At 63.7% G+C, this 16,137-nt stretch carries 17 protein-coding genes and 1 riboswitch; of the genes, 13 read left to right on the forward strand and 4 right to left on the reverse strand.

The window, feature by feature from the left end; genetic code table 11:
• Nucleotides 1–7: 7 nt before the first annotated feature.
• The 7 genes from eutC (at nucleotide 8) to chrA (ending at nucleotide 6,329) form a co-directional block, all read left to right on the forward strand.
• On the forward strand, nucleotides 8–826 hold the full coding sequence (gene eutC / locus KY379_RS11715; RefSeq protein ID WP_133330152.1) for an ethanolamine ammonia-lyase subunit EutC: 819 nt from the start codon (nucleotides 8–10) through the stop codon (nucleotides 824–826).
• A gap of 98 nt (nucleotides 827–924) precedes the next feature.
• Nucleotides 925–1,383 carry a GNAT family N-acetyltransferase gene (locus KY379_RS11720; RefSeq protein ID WP_133330150.1) on the forward strand — a complete coding sequence of 153 codons (459 nt, stop codon included), beginning with the start codon at nucleotides 925–927 and terminating at the stop codon, nucleotides 1,381–1,383.
• Nucleotides 1,384–1,669: 286 nt separating this feature from the next.
• Nucleotides 1,670–2,317, forward strand: coding sequence for a DedA family protein (locus KY379_RS11725; protein ID WP_133330148.1), 648 nt, complete (start codon nucleotides 1,670–1,672; stop codon nucleotides 2,315–2,317).
• Nucleotides 2,318–2,324: 7 nt separating this feature from the next.
• The gene (locus tag KY379_RS11730; protein WP_261240098.1) at nucleotides 2,325–3,140 is read left to right on the forward strand and encodes a zinc-dependent peptidase; all 816 of its coding nucleotides are present in this window, start codon (nucleotides 2,325–2,327) and stop codon (nucleotides 3,138–3,140) included.
• A gap of 92 nt (nucleotides 3,141–3,232) precedes the next feature.
• On the forward strand, nucleotides 3,233–3,760 hold the full coding sequence (ppa, locus tag KY379_RS11735; RefSeq protein ID WP_003255365.1) for an inorganic diphosphatase: 528 nt from the start codon (nucleotides 3,233–3,235) through the stop codon (nucleotides 3,758–3,760).
• A gap of 174 nt (nucleotides 3,761–3,934) precedes the next feature.
• Entirely contained in the window at nucleotides 3,935–4,645 is a 711-nt protein-coding gene (locus KY379_RS11740; protein ID WP_261240100.1) for a helix-turn-helix transcriptional regulator, read from the forward strand.
• Nucleotides 4,646–4,967: 322 nt separating this feature from the next.
• Entirely contained in the window at nucleotides 4,968–6,329 is a 1,362-nt protein-coding gene (gene chrA, locus KY379_RS11745) for a chromate efflux transporter (protein ID WP_261240104.1), read from the forward strand.
• 45 nt (nucleotides 6,330–6,374) lie between these two features.
• Here chrA and KY379_RS11750 read toward each other — a convergent pair whose 3' ends face one another.
• From KY379_RS11750 to KY379_RS11760, 3 genes are all read right to left on the reverse strand, one after another.
• A complete protein-coding gene (locus KY379_RS11750) occupies nucleotides 6,375–7,037 on the reverse strand; it encodes a hypothetical protein (protein ID WP_196173186.1) in 663 nt (220 codons plus the stop codon).
• Nucleotides 7,030–7,695 carry a hypothetical protein gene (locus tag KY379_RS11755; protein WP_207955640.1) on the reverse strand — a complete coding sequence of 222 codons (666 nt, stop codon included), beginning with the start codon at nucleotides 7,693–7,695 and terminating at the stop codon, nucleotides 7,030–7,032. The genes KY379_RS11750 and KY379_RS11755 overlap by 8 nt, the downstream gene beginning before the upstream one ends.
• 166 nt (nucleotides 7,696–7,861) lie before the next feature.
• Nucleotides 7,862–10,039, reverse strand: a complete 2,178-nt coding sequence (locus KY379_RS11760) for a TonB-dependent siderophore receptor (RefSeq protein ID WP_261240115.1) — start codon at nucleotides 10,037–10,039, stop codon at nucleotides 7,862–7,864.
• A gap of 355 nt (nucleotides 10,040–10,394) precedes the next feature.
• Between KY379_RS11760 and KY379_RS11765 the strand changes: the two genes are divergently transcribed.
• The 3 genes from KY379_RS11765 (at nucleotide 10,395) to KY379_RS11775 (ending at nucleotide 13,449) form a co-directional block, all read left to right on the forward strand.
• Nucleotides 10,395–11,087 carry a response regulator transcription factor gene (locus KY379_RS11765; protein ID WP_314733524.1) on the forward strand — a complete coding sequence of 231 codons (693 nt, stop codon included), beginning with the start codon at nucleotides 10,395–10,397 and terminating at the stop codon, nucleotides 11,085–11,087.
• A complete protein-coding gene (locus tag KY379_RS11770) occupies nucleotides 11,087–12,433 on the forward strand; it encodes a sensor histidine kinase (protein WP_133330136.1) in 1,347 nt (448 codons plus the stop codon). The genes KY379_RS11765 and KY379_RS11770 overlap by 1 nt, the downstream gene beginning before the upstream one ends.
• An 89-nt stretch (nucleotides 12,434–12,522) precedes the next feature.
• Nucleotides 12,523–13,449 carry an alpha/beta hydrolase gene (locus KY379_RS11775; protein WP_196173194.1) on the forward strand — a complete coding sequence of 309 codons (927 nt, stop codon included), beginning with the start codon at nucleotides 12,523–12,525 and terminating at the stop codon, nucleotides 13,447–13,449.
• On the opposite strand, the gene KY379_RS11780 is transcribed toward KY379_RS11775, so the two are convergent.
• Complete coding sequence (locus tag KY379_RS11780) at nucleotides 13,440–13,715, reverse strand: hypothetical protein (RefSeq protein ID WP_261240116.1); 276 nt, start codon at nucleotides 13,713–13,715, stop codon at nucleotides 13,440–13,442. The genes KY379_RS11775 and KY379_RS11780 overlap by 10 nt on opposite strands.
• Before the next feature lie 177 nt (nucleotides 13,716–13,892).
• Nucleotides 13,893–14,034, forward strand: a riboswitch (FMN riboswitch).
• A gap of 79 nt (nucleotides 14,035–14,113) precedes the next feature.
• Between KY379_RS11780 and ribB the strand changes: the two genes are divergently transcribed.
• From ribB to ispA, 3 genes are all read left to right on the forward strand, one after another.
• The gene (gene ribB, locus KY379_RS11785) at nucleotides 14,114–14,770 is read left to right on the forward strand and encodes a 3,4-dihydroxy-2-butanone-4-phosphate synthase (RefSeq protein ID WP_261240117.1); all 657 of its coding nucleotides are present in this window, start codon (nucleotides 14,114–14,116) and stop codon (nucleotides 14,768–14,770) included.
• A 155-nt stretch (nucleotides 14,771–14,925) separates the two neighbouring features.
• The gene (locus tag KY379_RS11790; RefSeq protein WP_133330127.1) at nucleotides 14,926–15,168 is read left to right on the forward strand and encodes an exodeoxyribonuclease VII small subunit; all 243 of its coding nucleotides are present in this window, start codon (nucleotides 14,926–14,928) and stop codon (nucleotides 15,166–15,168) included.
• Complete coding sequence (gene ispA, locus KY379_RS11795; RefSeq protein WP_133330125.1) at nucleotides 15,165–16,052, forward strand: (2E,6E)-farnesyl diphosphate synthase; 888 nt, start codon at nucleotides 15,165–15,167, stop codon at nucleotides 16,050–16,052. The genes KY379_RS11790 and ispA overlap by 4 nt, the downstream gene beginning before the upstream one ends.
• The last annotated feature ends 85 nt before the right edge of the window (nucleotides 16,053–16,137 follow it).

Genomic DNA, 16,137 nt, shown 5'->3' on the forward strand with positions numbered 1-16,137 from the left:
CATGACCATGGACCCTCGCACGCCCTCCCCGGCCAACCCCTGGCTAGCCCTGCGCAACCTCACCCCGGCGCGCATCGCCCTGGGTCGCAGCGGCACCAGCCTGCCCACCGGCGCACAGTTGGACTTCCAGTTCGCCCACGCCCAGGCCCGCGATGCCGTGCACCTGGCTTTCGATCACGCCAGCCTGGCCGAGCAACTCCAGGCACGGGGCCGCGATACGCTGGTGCTGCACAGTGCCGCCAGCGACCGCCACCAATACCTGCAACGCCCCGACCTGGGTCGGCGCCTGCATGAGGACTCGGCGCGGTTGTTGCGCGAGCATGCCCACGCCAACCCTGGCGGCGTCGACCTGGCGATCGTCGTCGCCGACGGTCTTTCCGCCCTGGCGGTGCATCGCCATACCCTGCCGTTGCTGGCGCGCTTCGAGGAGCAGGCCGCAGCCGATGGCTGGAGCTGCGCCCCGGTATTGCTGGTGGAGCAGGGTCGGGTTGCCGTGGCCGATGAAATCGGTGAACTGCTCGGTGCCCGCATGACGGTGATGCTGATCGGCGAGCGTCCTGGTCTCAGCTCCCCGGACAGCCTGGGGCTGTATTTCACCTATGCGCCCAAGGTCGGGCTGACCGACGCCTACCGCAACTGCATCTCCAACGTGCGCCTGGAAGGGCTGAGCTACGGCATGGCCGCCCACCGTTTGCTGTACCTGATGCGCGAGGCCTGTCGCCGGCAGCTGTCGGGCGTCAACCTGAAAGACGAAGCCGAGCTACACAGTATCGACAGCGAAAACCCCACCAGTAAAAAAGGGAACTTCCTACTCGACGAAGGGTAAAACACATGTCACGGACGGTTGGCGCCGCAGATTGGGGCAGCATGGCCCTGACTGCTGCTGGCATTCCGCCGTTTCCCAATGGACTCTGAGGGCCGCACATGCGCATCATCAAGGCAACCCTGCAACACCTTGACCTGCTGACGCCGTTGTTCGTGAAGTATCGCGAGTTTTATGGGGAGCTGCCCTACCCGGACAGTTCGCGGGCCTTTCTGGAAAAACGCCTCAAGCGTGACGAGTCGGTGATCTACCTGGCACTACCGGATGATGACGATGGCAAGTTGTTGGGCTTCTGCCAGCTCTATCCGAGCTTTTCGTCGTTGTCGCTCAAGCGCGTATGGATTCTCAACGACATCTATGTAGCCGAGGATTCCCGTCGCATGCTGGTGGCGGACCACTTGATGCGCGAGGCGCGGAAGATGGCCAAGGATACCCAGGCGGTGCGCATGCGGGTGTCGACCACGGCCAGCAACGAGGTGGCGCGCAAGACCTATGAGTCGATAGGGTTTCGCAAGGACACCGAGTTCGAGAATTATGTATTGCCGATTGGTGGGGATTGAGGGATGGCAACGGGCGCAGTGTGCGCTTGGAATATTTAGTGCCGCATCTATCGAGCGCCGCGCGGGCGCCCGATAGATGCCGCCCTGCATAAGCCCCACCATACCAATACCGCCCCCCACCGAAACCCAAAGCTACAATCTCCCCGGGCACGATCCCCGCATCGCCGTATAATGCCCTTCCTGACACAAAGTAATTTCCCCATCAGTAGGGTAAAAAAGCCTACCTCCTGGGCGTCGTCCGTCATCGCGTGCCCGTAGCCTCGGGTCAAGAACACAGGTGCTGTACATGGATTTCAACCCGCTGGACCTTATCCTGCATCTCGATACCTATCTCGACCTGCTGGTCACCAACTACGGCCCCTGGATCTACGCCATCCTCTTCACCGTGATCTTCTGCGAGACCGGCCTGGTGGTCATGCCCTTCCTGCCGGGCGACTCCTTGTTGTTCATTGCCGGGGCGGTAGCCGCAGGCGGTGGCATGGACCCCGTGCTGCTGGCCGGCTTGCTGATGGCCGCGGCGATTCTCGGCGACAGTACCAACTACGTGATCGGTCGCACCGTGGGTGAACGGTTGTTCAACAACCCCAACTCGAAGATCTTCCGTCGCGACTACCTGCAACGCACTCACGACTTCTATGAGCGCCACGGCGGCAAGACCGTGACCATGGCGCGCTTCCTGCCGATCCTGCGGACCTTCGCGCCGTTCGTCGCCGGCATCGCGCACATGCACTACCCGCGCTTCCTCGGCTTCAGCGTGGCCGGCTCGCTGCTGTGGGTGGGCGGCCTGGTCACCCTCGGTTACTTCTTCGGCAACGTGCCGTTCATCAAACAGCACCTGTCGCTGATGGTGGTGGGCATCATCGTCCTGTCGCTGGTGCCGATGATCCTCGGACTGGTACGCGGGCGCCTGGGCCGCACGGCCAAGGCCCACTGACCGCACCATGTGGTCGTTGAGCGCCTGGCGGCGCAAGCGCACCCTGGCGCGCTACCCAATCGACCCACAACTGTGGCAGGCGATCCGCGAGCGCCTGCCCCTGCTCGATGGCATCAGCCAGGCCGAAGACCGTTGGTTGCGCGAAGCGTGCGTCCTGTTCCTGCACGACAAGCACCTGACCACCCTGCCCGGCGTCGAACTGGACGACGAGCAGCGCCTGCACCTCGCCGCCCAGGCACAACTGCCGCTGATGCACCTGGGCGAGCTGAACTGGTACCAGGGCTTCCACGAGATCATCCTCTACCCCGATGACTTCAAGAGCCCCCAGCGCCACCGCGACGCCAGCGGCGTGGAACACGTCTGGGATGGCGAGCACAGCGGCGAGGCCTGGCAGCAAGGCCCGGTGATCCTCGCCTGGCATGGGGTGCTGGCCAGCGGCGGCTGGGATGCCTACAACCTGGTCATCCACGAGCTGGCGCACAAGCTCGACATGCTCAACGGTGACGCCAACGGCCTACCGCCCCTGCACCAAGACATGCATGTCGAGACCTGGGCCAAGGTGATGCAACAGGCTTACGATGATCTCAACCGCCAGCTCGATGCCGACCCCGACACTGACACCATCATCGATCCCTACGCAGCGGAAAACCCGGCAGAATTCTTCGCGGTCACCAGCGAGTATTTCTTCAGCGCGCCCGACCTGTTGCAGCAGGCCTATCCACAGGTCTATGGCCAACTTGCGCTGTTCTACCGCCAAGCCCCGCTCGAGCGTCTGCAGCGTCTGCAGGCCGAACATCCGGACTATCGCGAAAGCCACGCCTGATACCCCCGCGCGTCCGCCTAAGCGTGGCAGCCCTGCGCGGAATATGCCTATAATCGCCGCCACTTTTTGAACAGACACGGGGGCATCGCCCAATGAGCTACAGCAAGATTCCGGCTGGCAAAGACCTGCCGAACGACATCTACGTCGCCATCGAAATTCCGGCCAACCATGCGCCGATCAAATACGAGATCGACAAGGACAGCGACACCCTGTTCGTCGACCGTTTCATGGCCACCCCGATGTTCTACCCGGCCAACTACGGCTTCATCCCCAACACCCTGGCCGACGACGGTGATCCGCTGGACGTGCTGGTGGTCACCCCGTATCCGGTCGCGCCAGGCTCGGTGATCCGTGCCCGTCCGGTCGGCGTTCTGAACATGACCGACGACGGCGGCGGCGACGCCAAGGTCATCGCGGTACCGCACGACAAGCTGTCGCAGCTGTACGTCGACGTCAAGGAATACACCGACCTGCCTGCCCTGCTGATCCAGCAGATCGAGCACTTCTTCGCCAACTACAAGGATCTGGAGAAGGGCAAGTGGGTCAAGATCGAAGGCTGGGAAGGCGCCGACGCCGCCCGTGCCGCGATCACCAAATCGGTCGCTGCCTACAAGGGCTGATCCCGATCGCGAAACAACCCCGCTCCGGCGGGGTTTTTTTTATGGCATCGGCCGCCTGCATGGCGAAAATCCTACCGCGTCCTAAGAAACTGTCTTACATAGAGGCTTTTTCTGACTTTTCGCATCAACATCCGGTTCATTTCCCTGCGCGTACGCCGACGCTACACTCGGTCCATGAACAGATCCGGTGAACGCCTAAAGGCCCTGCTCCAGGAGTGTGGGCTGACCTCTTCCGATTTCGCTGCCCAGCGCGGTATCTCGCCGCAGCACGTCAACAACTGGTACAAGCGAGGCATCCCCTTCGCTCGCCTCGATGAACTGGCCGACGTGTTCTGCGTGAACCGACGCTGGTTGCAGAATGGCGAAGGCCCGAAGCACCCGGCGCCGATGCTGCGCAGTGGCCTGCCGGGTCCGCAACCGATCGAAGCGCCGGCCCTGCTCGGCGCCCAGAGCGGCTACATCCAGCAGGTGCCCCTGCATGCGTTGTACGAAGGCTCGCTGGTGCCAGTGCCAGGCAACTACCTGCCGCTGCCGGCCCAGGCGCTGCAGACCTTGGGGATTTCCAGCGAGGCGGCCATCTGCGTGGCCATGCCCGGCAGCAACATGGCGCCGCTGATCCCCAGTGGCGCGATCGTCGCCATCGACCGTAGCCTGACCCAGGTGATCGAAGGCGAGACCTATGCCCTGCTGCACGACGGCGTGCTCCGGGTGAACAGCCTCAGCCTGGGCCAGCAAGGCACCTTGTGCCTGCACAGCCACGACCGCAACCAGTACGCAACCGAGCGCTATACCCAGGTACAGCGCCAGGCCCAAAGGCTGCAGGTCCTCGGCTGGGTGTTCCATTGGTCGCATTTTCGCGGCCAGCGCCCGGGGGGCCCCTGCTAATGGCAATTTTTGCTGGGCATCTGGCGCCAGCCCTTGTATGCTACGCGCCACTTCAGCCCCGACCGGCGCAAGCCGCGATCCAGAGGGCTCGGCAACGTCCCACACGGTCGTCCGCCATTTCTATTCGGCCCTTGATGGCCACACGATTAAGGCGGTTGCGGCTTACCAAAAATTAGCCAAGACCGTCCCCGAGAAGCCGGCCACAAGCCGGCTTTTTAATGCCCGACCGAAAGTCCCCCTGAACCTCTGCGCCCATTCACCCACGGGACCAAGCGCAGGGCTAAGGTAGGGTTAATGACATTTCCAGTTCAGATCTCTACCAATGGCCAATCCCACTCCTCACAGCCACGAACAGCCTGAGACCGAACCACGGGCCGTTGGATTGTACGAAGCGTTCCTGTTCTGGCTGAAACTGGGGTTGATCAGTTTTGGCGGCCCTGCGGGGCAGATTTCGATCATGCATCAGGAACTGGTGGAACGCCGCCGCTGGATCAGTGAAAAGCGATTCCTGCATGCACTCAACTACTGCATGTTGCTACCTGGGCCCGAGGCGCAACAGCTGGCAACGTACATCGGCTGGTTGATGCATCGCTCCTGGGGCGGAATCATTGCAGGGACGTTGTTCGTGCTACCGTCATTGTTCATCCTGATCGGCTTGTCATGGCTGTACCTTGCGTTTGGCGAGGTACCCGCGGTCGCCGGCATCCTCTATGGCATCAAACCGGCGGTGACCGCGATTGTGGTACATGCCGCCCACCGTATCGGCACCCGAGTGCTGAAGAATGCCTGGCTATGGGCGATCGCGGCAGCCTCGTTCGTGGCCATCTTTGCGTTACATCTACCCTTTCCGCTCATCGTGCTGGCTGCCGGCCTTGTCGGTTACTTCGGCGGTCGCCTGCTGCCGGACCAATTTGCCTTGGGCGGTGGCCAGCGGGCCGCCACGGCCCGCCATGGCCGTGCTCTGATTGACGATGATACAGCGATCCCGGCGCATGCTCGCTTTCACTGGACGCGCCTGCTGCGCTTGTTATTCGTCGGTGCAGGCCTGTGGTTGCTGCCCATGGGCCTGCTGGTGGCGGCCTTTGGTTGGGACGGGACGCTGACGCGCATGGGCTGGTTCTTCAGCAAAGCGGCATTGCTGACCTTCGGCGGCGCCTACGCGGTATTGCCTTACGTGTATCAAGGGGCGGTGGGCCAGTACGGTTGGCTCTCGCCCGGCCAGATGATCGACGGCCTGGCGTTGGGCGAAACCACGCCTGGCCCGCTGATCATGGTGGTCGCATTCGTAGGGTTCGTCGGCGGCTACCTCCATCCCATGTTCGAGGCCTACCCTCCGTTCGTCGCCGGGGCCATCGCCGCTAGCCTCGTGACCTGGTTCACCTTCCTTCCCTCCTTCCTTTTCATCCTGGCTGGAGGCCCTCTGGTGGAATCGACCCATAACGCGTTGAAGTTCACCGCACCCTTGACCGGCATCACCGCAGCGGTGGTCGGCGTGATCTTCAACCTGGCGCTTTTCTTCGGCTATCACGTCCTCTGGCCGAATGGCTTCGCCGGTGCGTTCGAGTGGCCGTCTGCGCTGATTGCTGGCGCAGTTGCCATCGCGCTGTTGCGCTACAAGCGAAGCGTGATCCAAGTGCTGATGGCTAGCGCGCTGGTCGGACTTGCCATCCACCTCATCACCTGAAGAAGACCGGGTGCCGATTTCGCTGCGCCTCGCCCTGCGCGCGACTCATCCCTGGGCGCCGAGCCGCTCCACGGCTGGGAACAACTGTCCCAGGGTGCGCCGCGCCTGGGCGGCTTCAAGGTAGGCGTACAACAGGTCGGTCAGTTCCTCGAAGGCCAATGCCCTGCCGGCCAGGGTCGGTGTGCACGCCCACACCTTGACCCGCAGACCGCCGGCCAGGGGGGAGGCATCGGGTGTCACCAGCGACTTGTAGCAGGCGGGATACAATTCAGGGGCACGACTGGATGCCGAGACCGAAAACACCACCAAAGTACTGAGGTGGCGCTGATCGATGTCGAATGCATCGAAGGTATGCCAGGGTATGGGCGCGGGCGAATTGGCAAAGCACAGGGTGTCGGGGGTGATGCCCAGCACCCGTTTGCCGTGGCGGCGGCGCAGCGTCTCGGCCAAGGCCAACCCGGCCAGACCTGCCGCGAGCAACGGCAGACCACAGCCCCACAGCAGCCATTTGACCGGCGCCGCGGTCTGCGGGCCGAATAACAGCGGCAGGCTGGTCAGCCACAGGCCGACGGCAGCCACCGACAAGGCCAACACGGCGCACACCAGCGCCTTGCCCAGCGAGCGCTCATGGATCTCCAGGGACGCGCTCGGTCCATCGGCACAGGCCTGCAGATAATCCAGATGCGCTTCGCGTTCGCCTTCATCCATCGGCAAGCACTGCCTCGAGCTGACGTTGGGCATGGGCCGCGTCGCGGTAGGCCGCCAGCAATGCCAGCGCTTCTTCGTTGTCCAGCTTACGGCCGCCGATGGCCAGACCGGCGGACATGATGCGCAGTTGCAGACGGGGTTTTCTCAACACCATTGCCTGGTTACCGAAGAACTGCAGCCGTGCCACACGATGATCCGGCAGCACCGCTTCGTCGCTCATGTTCAGGGTCTGCATCGTGACCAGGCCTTCGTCCTTGATCGCCACATCCTCGACCTGGGCCAGGTCGACCGGCGTATCCAGAGTGTCGACGAACAGCTGGCGACGGGTCAGGCGCATGAACACGTGGGTGCCAGCATTGCGATGCTGCCAGGTCACCGCGGCGAAGACCGCCGCCAGGAACAAGGCCGCCACGATCATGCCGGTCTTGCCCATGTTGACGGCCAGGGCAAGCATGCCTAGCGATGCCAACAGCAGCACCGGCCCCCACACCTTGTAGCGGCGCGAGTTGGTGAGTTCGGTCTGTTCGGGTACACGCTCGATCACTTGCTTGAGTTCGGCGATCACGCGGTCGCGCTGGGCCGCGCGGGATTGATCGTATTCAGCACTGAGCGAGCCGCTCAGGTTGGACAGCGAGTCCGGGTTTTCAGGTGTGGTCATGGTAATCGTCCCGGTTGAAAGGCCTGTATTGAAGTGGCTGAACATCGACCTGCCAAGCCGAGAGGTCGCCACTCACAACAAACAGGCCGTCGATAACAATGGCCGATGTCCAAGCTGTGCTCGGGTTAACACTTGCGTGAACCGCGGGCACCGCAATGGGCAAGGATCAGAAGTCGTAGCGAGCACCCACGCTCATGCTGCGCGATGGGCCGTAGAAGTTGAAGGTCGAGGTCGAGCCCACCCGCGACAGATAATCCCGGTCGAACAGGTTGTTGACGTTGAAGGTGGCCGTGAGCTTGTCGGTGACCGGGTAGGACAACATGGCATCGACGGTGGCATAACCCGGCGCATCGATGCGCACGCCGCCGTTCTCGGCGTAGAAGCTGCTCATGGCCGAAACCCCGCCGCCGATGGCCAAGCCGTTCAGCGGACCTTGGTCGACGGTGTATTTGGTCCACAGCGAGGCCTGGTTGCGCGGCATGATGAAGAACGTGGTCTCGGCATCGCCCTTGACCGTGTCGGTCTGCATCCAGGTGTAGCCGGCCAACACTTCCCAGTTCTGCGCCAACTTGCCGCTGACTTCAACTTCCGCACCCTTGACCCGGGTTTTCCCGGACGCCACGGAGAAGCCGATGTCGACGCCGTCAGCATCGTATGCGGTGGTGGCGCGGTTCTTGTCGGTCAGGCGGAAGACCGACACACGGGTGTTGAGGTCGCCACCGAAGTAGCTGCTCTTGAGGCCGAACTCGTACTGCTCGCCTTGCCGTGGCTTGAGGACCCGGCCATTGCTGTCGGTATCGGACTGCGGCTTGAACACCTGCGAGTAGCTGGCGTAAAGCGCGTGGGTGTCAGTGAGGTCATAGACCACGCCGCCGTACGGGGTGAAGCGACCGTCGACACGCTTGTCGTCTTCAGTGGTCGAGCCGCTGCTCAGGGTGGTGGTGTAGAAATCACCGCGATACCAGCTGAAGCGGCCACCGGCGATCAGCGCCAGACGCTCGACCGGGCGGAAAGTGACCTTGGAATACAGGCCATATTCCTCTTCCTGCATACCGGTCTCAGTGCTGTAGTTCGGCGACGGCTTGGCGAACTGAGTCGGCGAATAGCTGTTGACGTCGATGGTGCCGAGGGTGCTGGAACCGTTGAGGTAGTCGGTGTCGTAGTTCTTGTAGTCGGTGCCGACCACGAATTCGCTGACCTGGCCGAATGTCTCGAACGGCTGGCTGTAGCTGGCGTCGAGCGAGTAGGTGTCCTGGGTGAAGTCCCGCGCACTGGCACGCAGCGAGTTGGCGCCAGTCTTGGCATTGGTCGCGGTGAAGCCATACAGGTAGTTGGTGTCGCGGTGCGAGCCACGGGCTGCGATGCGGCCGTAACCACCATTGTCGAAGCGGTGAGTCAGCTCGGCGACCAGGTCGGTGGTCTTGCCGTCGAAGTAGTTCCAGTCGGCACCGAGGAATTTGGAGTGGCTGAAATCGGGCACCTCGCCCGACAGTGTGGCCGGATAGCCATTGTGCGGAGTGATGTTCTTCACTTCGTGGATCAGGCCGAAGGACAGCAAGGTGTCTTCGTCCAGGTCGATGTCCAGCGCGCCGTAGTAACTGTTGCTGGTGTTGGCGTTGTAGTCCACCTCGCCATTGGTGTCGTCACGCGAGGCGACGAAACGCCCGCGTACCCGGCCCGCCTCGTCCAATGGACCGCTGAGGTCGATTTCCTCGTGGTTGGTGTCCCAGGTGCCGTAGCTGCCTTCGACATGCCCCTGGAATTCGGCGGTCGGGCGCTTGCGCACCATGTTGACGATGCCGCCCAGTTCGCTGGTGCTGCTGAACAGCCCGGCTGGGCCTCGCATGATTTCGACGCGGTCGAAAGCAGTCAGCGAGGGCACTGTGCCGAAGATGCTGGCCATCGGCGCTGGCAGGCCGTCGATGTTGTACTCGCTGTATTCATAGCCACGGGCGTAGATCGACGAGCGGCCGCTGTCGTTGGTCAAGGTCCGCAGGCCGGCGGTGTACTTGGCCAGGTCGTCCAGGTGCACGAACTGGCGATCCTTGACGTAGTCCTGGGTGTAGACGGTGATCGACTGGGGGATGTCCTTGAGCGCGGCAGGGGTTTTGGTGCCCACGGTGGCGGCGTCGACACTGTAGCCGCCGGTCTGCTCCGATGGCAGCATGTCGTACAGGCGGTTGCCCTCGATGGTCAAGGCCGGCAGGTCCAGTGCAGTATCGACGGTGGCTGCCTGTGTTGCCACCGTCTCGGCCAGTGCCGTCAGCGAGAACGGCGCCAACAGCCCCAGCACCAACCATCCCCGAACCCGTCGCGGGCTTCCCACACCTTTGATACCGCTCATGACACACCTTTGAGTTGAAGTTGCAGTGGACAGACCAGCAACGGCTCCGCTTGCACCGCGGCGAGAGGTTCGAACCTCTTTCTTGCGGGCAGCCGCCTCCCACGACGCTGTCGATGCAGACGCTGAGTAGGGAGAGGGACCAGTGGCGTCAGCCACCTAAATGACAGTTAATCGCAAACGAAACCAGTTGCTTTTTGCGAACGATACCCGAGGGCAGGCGGGGGTGCAGCAGGATTAACCTTCTTAACACACGCCGCCCGAGGCTTGGGCACGAGCAGCCCACAGGCAAGGATTGCCCTTGCACACCTCACAATGGGATGATCTAACTGATACGGATTCTCATTAAAGGCTCATCGTGCCCACATCACTGCTGCTTGCCGAAGACGACCCGCGCCTGCGCCAGGATCTCGAGTGCCATTTCCTCAGCCGCCACTTCCAGGTTCATGCCTGCGCCAATGGAACCCAGGCGCTGGCGGCGATCGAAGCTGCGCGTTTCGATCTGGTACTGCTGGATATCATGCTTCCCGGTATCGATGGCCTCAGCCTGCTCGATCAGCTACGCCGCCAGCAGGCCGTGCCGGTGATGCTGATGTCGGCGCTGGGCGCCGAGCAAGATCGCATCAGTGGCTTCACCCGCGGAGCGGACGACTATCTGCCCAAGCCGTTCAGCCTGGCGGAGTTGGATGCCAGAGTCGATGCACTGTTGCGGCGGGTGGCCTTCGACCGCGGCACCGTGCTGCACAGCGGTGCCGGCACGCTGCTGCTCGATCAAGCCCGCCAGGATGTCGCTCACCACGGCAAGGCCGCAGGCCTCACCGCTTCGGAGTTCCGCTTGCTGGCCACGCTCTCGGCCCACCCAGGCGAAGCCCTGAGCAAGGCCTTTCTCTACCAGACCGTACTGCACCGGGCCTACACCCGGCTGGACCGCGGTCTCGACGTGCATGTCTGCAACCTGCGCCGCAAGCTGGCCGATATCGATGCTCAGCATCTGCAGATCCAGGCCGTGCGCGGCCAAGGCTACATCCTGGTCGACACGGAACAGCCCTGATGCGCCGCCACCCCCTGCTGTGGAAACTGGCCATGCTGCAGGTCGGCTTCTGCCTGCTGCTGACCTGGCTGATCTGGACCTGGGGGTTGTCGGTAGAGCGCAAGAGCTACTTCCTTTCCCAGGCCGACCAGGACTACCTGGCGCGTTATGCACAGCAAGCCGAGCAGGCCTGGATGGAAGGCGGCGCTGTTGGCGCAGAAGCCTTCCGCCGGAAACTGGAACAGGCCGAGGACACCTGGGCAGTCGTCCTCGGTCCTTACCTGCAAAGCCTCGGCACCTCGCCACTGAGCGCCGAGGAAGCCAGTCACTTGACCTTCATGCGCAAGCTCAACTGGCCGATGAGCCGCCGGCTACGCGACGAACTGCCCTACGTCAGCATCGAGTTCCCCCAACACCCCGAACATGGCCGGCTGGTGATGCAGTTGCCCGAGCGACTGCTGCCCACCGGCCTGACGCCGTGGACCCACGTCATCACCCACGGCGTCGCCCCCACCCTGCTCGCATTACTTCTGGGCCTGGCGCTGTATCGTCACCTCGTGGTGCCGCTGAACCGCCTGCGGGATCGCGCCGACGCCCTGCGCGCCGATGACCTGGACGGCCCCAGCCTGCCGCTGCAGGAACGCCGCGACGAATTGGGCGAACTGGCCCAGGCCTTCGAGCACATGGCCGGGCGCCTGCGCCAGAGCCTCGAACAGCAACGCCTGCTGCTGCGTACCCTGTCCCACGAATTGCGCACACCACTGGCGCGTCTGCGCATCGCCCATGACAGCGACCTGCCGCCGGTGCAATTGCGCGAGCGCCTGGACCGCGAGGTGAACGACATGCAGAAGCTGCTCGAGAACACCCTGGACCTGGCCTGGATGGACACCGAGCAGCCACAGTTGGCCACCGAGCCGGTGCTGATGCTGTCAGTGTGGGAAGCACTGTGCCAGGACATCTGTTTCGAAAGCGGCTGGGACCGCGCCCGGTTGCCCTGTTCGCTCGGAACCGACTGCGTGGTCCAGATTCATTTGGACAGCCTGGCCCAGGCCTTGGAAAACCTGATGCGCAATGCCATCCGCCACTCACCCGCCGAAGGCCGGGTCAGTCTCGAAGGCTGGCGTGAGGGCGATCATTGGCACCTGCGTCTGAGCGACCAAGGCCCAGGTGTGCCGCAAGCGGACCTCGAACGCATCTTCAAGCCCTACCAGCGCCTGGCCGATAGCGGTACAGGCTTCGGCCTGGGCCTGGCGATCGCCCGCCGCGCCATCGAGCTGCAAGGGGGACGGCTATGGGCCAGCAACGGCCACCCAGGCCTTTGCTTGCATGTGGTCCTGCCTGCAGGCCAGGAATGTTTAGAAAGTTAATGCGCTTTACCGCCAATCGATAGTGAATATCATCCAGGGTTTCGCGTACTGCGCACCTGCGCCCCTCCCGACGCCCGAAGAGAGTTTCGATGAGCAAGCTGACCCTGTCCCTCGCCCTGGCCCTGGCCCTTGCCGCGCCGGTCGTCCTGGGCCAGCCCGAGCGTGACCAGAAGATGGACACCCGCCTGTTGCAACGCCAGGACCTGGCCTACCACTTCAGCCACCTCGACCTCGATTCGGCTGACGGCAAACGCCATTACCGCCTGTGGATCGGCAAGCCCGAACGCCCTGCTCCCGCTGCGGGCTACCCGGTGTTGTGGATGCTCGATGGCAACGCCGCGATCGGCGCGCTGGATGATGCCGACCTGCTGAACAAGCTCGCCGCCGGCCAGGCGCCGCTGCTGGTGGCAGTGGGTTACCAGACCGAGCAGCGTATCGAGCGCACTGGCCGCACCTACGACTACACCCCGGCACTGCCGGGGCAGGCGCAGCAACTCGATCCGTTGACCGGCCAAGCCAGCGGCGGCGTCGAGGTGTTTTTCGAATTGCTGCGTCAGCGCATGCGGCCGATGGTTGCCAGCGTCGCGCCAATCGATCCCACCCGCCAGACCCTTTGGGGCCACTCCTACGGCGGCCTGGCGGTGCTGCACGCACTGTTCGACCACCCAGGCGAGTTCAGCGACTATGCGGCTGCCAGCCCGTCACTGTGGTGGCATGACGGCGCCATCGTGAACGAGGCCGAGGGCCTGCAACAGCGTCTGGGCCGCAGCCGTGCGCACCTGTTGCTGATGCGCGGCGGCGTCGAGCCCGCACGCCCCGGCAAGCCGTCGAAGGGTGACGAAGAAGGGCCCGCACGCAGGCTCGCAGCGCAGTTGGGCAACGTCCGGGGGCTAACAGTACGCTTCGAACGCTTCGATGGCCTGGGGCATGGCCCGATGCTGCCCGCCTCGCTGCACCGGGTGATCGAGTTGATGTCCAATCCCCAGGAGCACGCCCGGCCCGTGCCTCAAGGGTAGATGTACTTGAGCACATACAGGCTCAGCTCGCGAAACGCCTCGATGGAAATGTTCGGCATTTGCGCCTGGGCCCGCTGCAGGGTCGAGCAGCAGGCCTGGACCATGCGCTGGCGGGTCTCTTTGGCGATCATGCCGGCATGCACAACCTCTGCGTATTGCAGATAGGAACAGGGGAAGTTGGCCTTGGGGTTACGCTCGATACTGAACGTCCGGTCCAGGTGCGGCACGTTGGCGAATGGTGCGCCATTGTAGTCCGGGTGGGGCACTAGGCTTTCGGGGTTTTCGCATCGACTGTGGCACAGTACCTGGCGGACGGAGGCCCACTCTAGGGCAGCGCACAGAACCGAAGATGGTAGATAGCCACTTCCCTCGCCTATCTACGCTATCGCCGAAGGTCGTAGGCCTGCGGCTTGCCACACCCGTGGCAGACTGCTGTATGCTGGCGCGGTCTTCAGGGCGGGGTGAAAGTCCCCACCGGCGGTAAATCGAAAGATGAGCCCGCGAGCGCCCCGACCATGTCGGGGGTCAGCAGACCTGGTGAGATTCCAGGGCCGACGGTCATAGTCCGGATGAAAGAAGGCGTCAGCCAAGGGCCATTCGGGCGCCCTTGCGCGCGCATTTTGTTCGCCCCGAGACGTTCATCGACCTTTACGAGGAGCGTTTCATGTCTTCCACGCTGTTCAAGCAATACCCCAACGTCACCGCCGCTATCGCCGCCTTCCAGGCCGGGCGCCCTGTTCTGCTGCTCGATGACGACGATCGCGAGGACGAAGCGGACATCGTTGCCGCCGCCGAGAACCTCTCGCTGCAGACCATGGCCATGATGATCCGCGACTGCAGCGGCATCGTCTGTCTGTGCCTGGACGAAGCCACCGTCGACGCCTTGCAATTGGCGCCGATGGTGCAGAACAACCAGGCCCGCCACGGCACCGGCTTCACCGTCACCATCGAAGCGGCCGAAGGGGTCACCACCGGCGTTTCGGCCCAGGACCGCATCACCACCATCGAAGCCGCCCTGCGCTCGACCGCGCAGCAGCGCCACATCGTCAGCCCAGGCCACGTGTTCCCACTGCGCGCACGTGACGGCGGCGTGCTGACCCGGCGTGGTCATACCGAAGGATCGGTGGACCTGGCGCGCCTGGCCGGCCTGCGCCCGGCTGCCGTACTGTGCGAGCTGATGAACCCAGATGGCAGCATGGCCCGGGGGGAAGAGGTCGCCGTGTATGCGCGCCAGTACAACCTGCCGGTGCTGACCATCGAGGAACTGGCTCGCTATCGTCAGGCGCTGGTGGAGCTGGAGGTGGAGGCCGAGAGCGTTTGATGGCGGATGAGTGTTCGTCTTGGTAGGTTTGGCGCCGCGGATGTCGAGCGCCGCCAAACCCCAGCCAGGCCCCTCCAACACCCCACACAAGTTTGCTCCCCCCGCCCCTCTCTGCTAGTGTCGCGCCGTTCTGACCAGCCTCCGAGACAGTCGCCATGGCCCGCAAAAAAGCCTCCATCGATTTCGAACAATCCCTCGCTGACCTGCAAGCCCTGGTCGAGCGCCTGGAGAACGGCGAACTGTCGCTGGAAGACTCGCTGGCCGCGTTCGAGCAGGGCATCGCCCTGACCCGCGACTGCCAGGGGGCGCTGGCCCAGGCCGAACAGAAGGTGCAGATTCTCCTGGAACGCGACGGCGAGCTGGCCGCCCAGCCCTTCGACGCGGAGCCAGAGGAATGATCGCCAGCTACCAGGCCAGCAGCCAGGCACGTGTCGACAACGCCCTCGAGCCGCTGTTCCAGGCACCGTCCAAGGAACTTGAACGGCTCTACGCCGCGATGCGTTACAGCGTGATGAACGGCGGCAAGCGGGTCCGCCCGCTGCTCGCCTATGCTGCCTGCGAAGCCCTCGGCGCCCCGGCCGAACAGGCCAACGGCGCCGCCTGTGCGGTGGAACTGATCCACGCCTATTCGCTGGTCCATGACGACCTGCCGGCCATGGACGACGACGACCTGCGCCGTGGCCAACCGACTACCCACAAGGCGTTCGACGAAGCCTGCGCCATTCTGGCCGGTGACGGCCTGCAGAGCCTGGCCTTCAGCGCCCTGCTCGACCCACGCCTGAGCCCGCAGCCGGATGCCATTCGTCTGGCCATGGTCCAGACCCTGGCCAAGGCCGCAGGCCCCGCAGGTATGGTCGGTGGGCAGGCTATCGACCTGGGCTCGGTGGGCATCAAGCTCGACCAGAAGGCCCTGGAATACATGCACCGGCACAAGACCGGCGCCCTGATCGAGGCCAGCGTGCGCCTCGGCGCCCTGGCCAGCGCTCGCGCCGAGCAGCCCCAGCTGGATGCCCTGCAGATCTATGCCCAGGCAATTGGCCTGGCGTTCCAGGTGCAGGACGACATCCTCGACGTGGAGAGTGACACTGCCACCCTGGGCAAACGCCAGGGTGCAGATATCGCCCGCGACAAGCCGACCTACCCTGCTCTGCTCGGCCTGGATGCCGCCAAGACCTATGCAATCGAACTGCGCGACCAGGCGCTGGTCGCACTGGAAGGGTTCGGCGAAAATGCAGAGCCTTTGCGGGCGTTGGCGCGCTATATCGTCGAACGCCGCCATTGATTGACCGGGGCTGCTTTGCAGCCCTTCGCGGGCAAGCCCGCTCCCACAGGGGCAGCTTTTCCTACAATGGGGTAAACTGCCGCGT

It is taken from the genome of Pseudomonas sp. HD6422 (genome assembly GCF_025377065.1).
Lineage (GTDB): Bacteria > Pseudomonadota > Gammaproteobacteria > Pseudomonadales > Pseudomonadaceae > Aquipseudomonas > Aquipseudomonas putida_U.

What these genes read in the sequence shown, in the direction of transcription:
- ispA (WP_133330125.1), top strand. Translation starts at nt 15,165, where the DNA reads ATGATCGCCAGCTACCAGGCCAGCAGCCAGGCACGTGTCGACAACGCC.
- KY379_RS11770 (WP_133330136.1), top strand. Translation starts at nt 11,087, where the DNA reads ATGCGCCGCCACCCCCTGCTGTGGAAACTGGCCATGCTGCAGGTCGGC.
- KY379_RS11720 (WP_133330150.1), top strand. Translation starts at nt 925, where the DNA reads ATGCGCATCATCAAGGCAACCCTGCAACACCTTGACCTGCTGACGCCG.
- ribB (WP_261240117.1), top strand. Translation starts at nt 14,114, where the DNA reads ATGTCTTCCACGCTGTTCAAGCAATACCCCAACGTCACCGCCGCTATC.
- KY379_RS11740 (WP_261240100.1), top strand. Translation starts at nt 3,935, where the DNA reads ATGAACAGATCCGGTGAACGCCTAAAGGCCCTGCTCCAGGAGTGTGGG.
- chrA (WP_261240104.1), top strand. Translation starts at nt 4,968, where the DNA reads ATGGCCAATCCCACTCCTCACAGCCACGAACAGCCTGAGACCGAACCA.
- eutC (WP_133330152.1), top strand. Translation starts at nt 8, where the DNA reads ATGGACCCTCGCACGCCCTCCCCGGCCAACCCCTGGCTAGCCCTGCGC.
- KY379_RS11750 (WP_196173186.1), bottom strand. Translation starts at nt 7,037, where the DNA reads ATGGATGAAGGCGAACGCGAAGCGCATCTGGATTATCTGCAGGCCTGT.
- KY379_RS11730 (WP_261240098.1), top strand. Translation starts at nt 2,325, where the DNA reads ATGTGGTCGTTGAGCGCCTGGCGGCGCAAGCGCACCCTGGCGCGCTAC.
- ppa (WP_003255365.1), top strand. Translation starts at nt 3,233, where the DNA reads ATGAGCTACAGCAAGATTCCGGCTGGCAAAGACCTGCCGAACGACATC.
- KY379_RS11755 (WP_207955640.1), bottom strand. Translation starts at nt 7,695, where the DNA reads ATGACCACACCTGAAAACCCGGACTCGCTGTCCAACCTGAGCGGCTCG.
- KY379_RS11790 (WP_133330127.1), top strand. Translation starts at nt 14,926, where the DNA reads ATGGCCCGCAAAAAAGCCTCCATCGATTTCGAACAATCCCTCGCTGAC.
- KY379_RS11775 (WP_196173194.1), top strand. Translation starts at nt 12,523, where the DNA reads ATGAGCAAGCTGACCCTGTCCCTCGCCCTGGCCCTGGCCCTTGCCGCG.
- KY379_RS11725 (WP_133330148.1), top strand. Translation starts at nt 1,670, where the DNA reads ATGGATTTCAACCCGCTGGACCTTATCCTGCATCTCGATACCTATCTC.
- KY379_RS11760 (WP_261240115.1), bottom strand. Translation starts at nt 10,039, where the DNA reads ATGAGCGGTATCAAAGGTGTGGGAAGCCCGCGACGGGTTCGGGGATGG.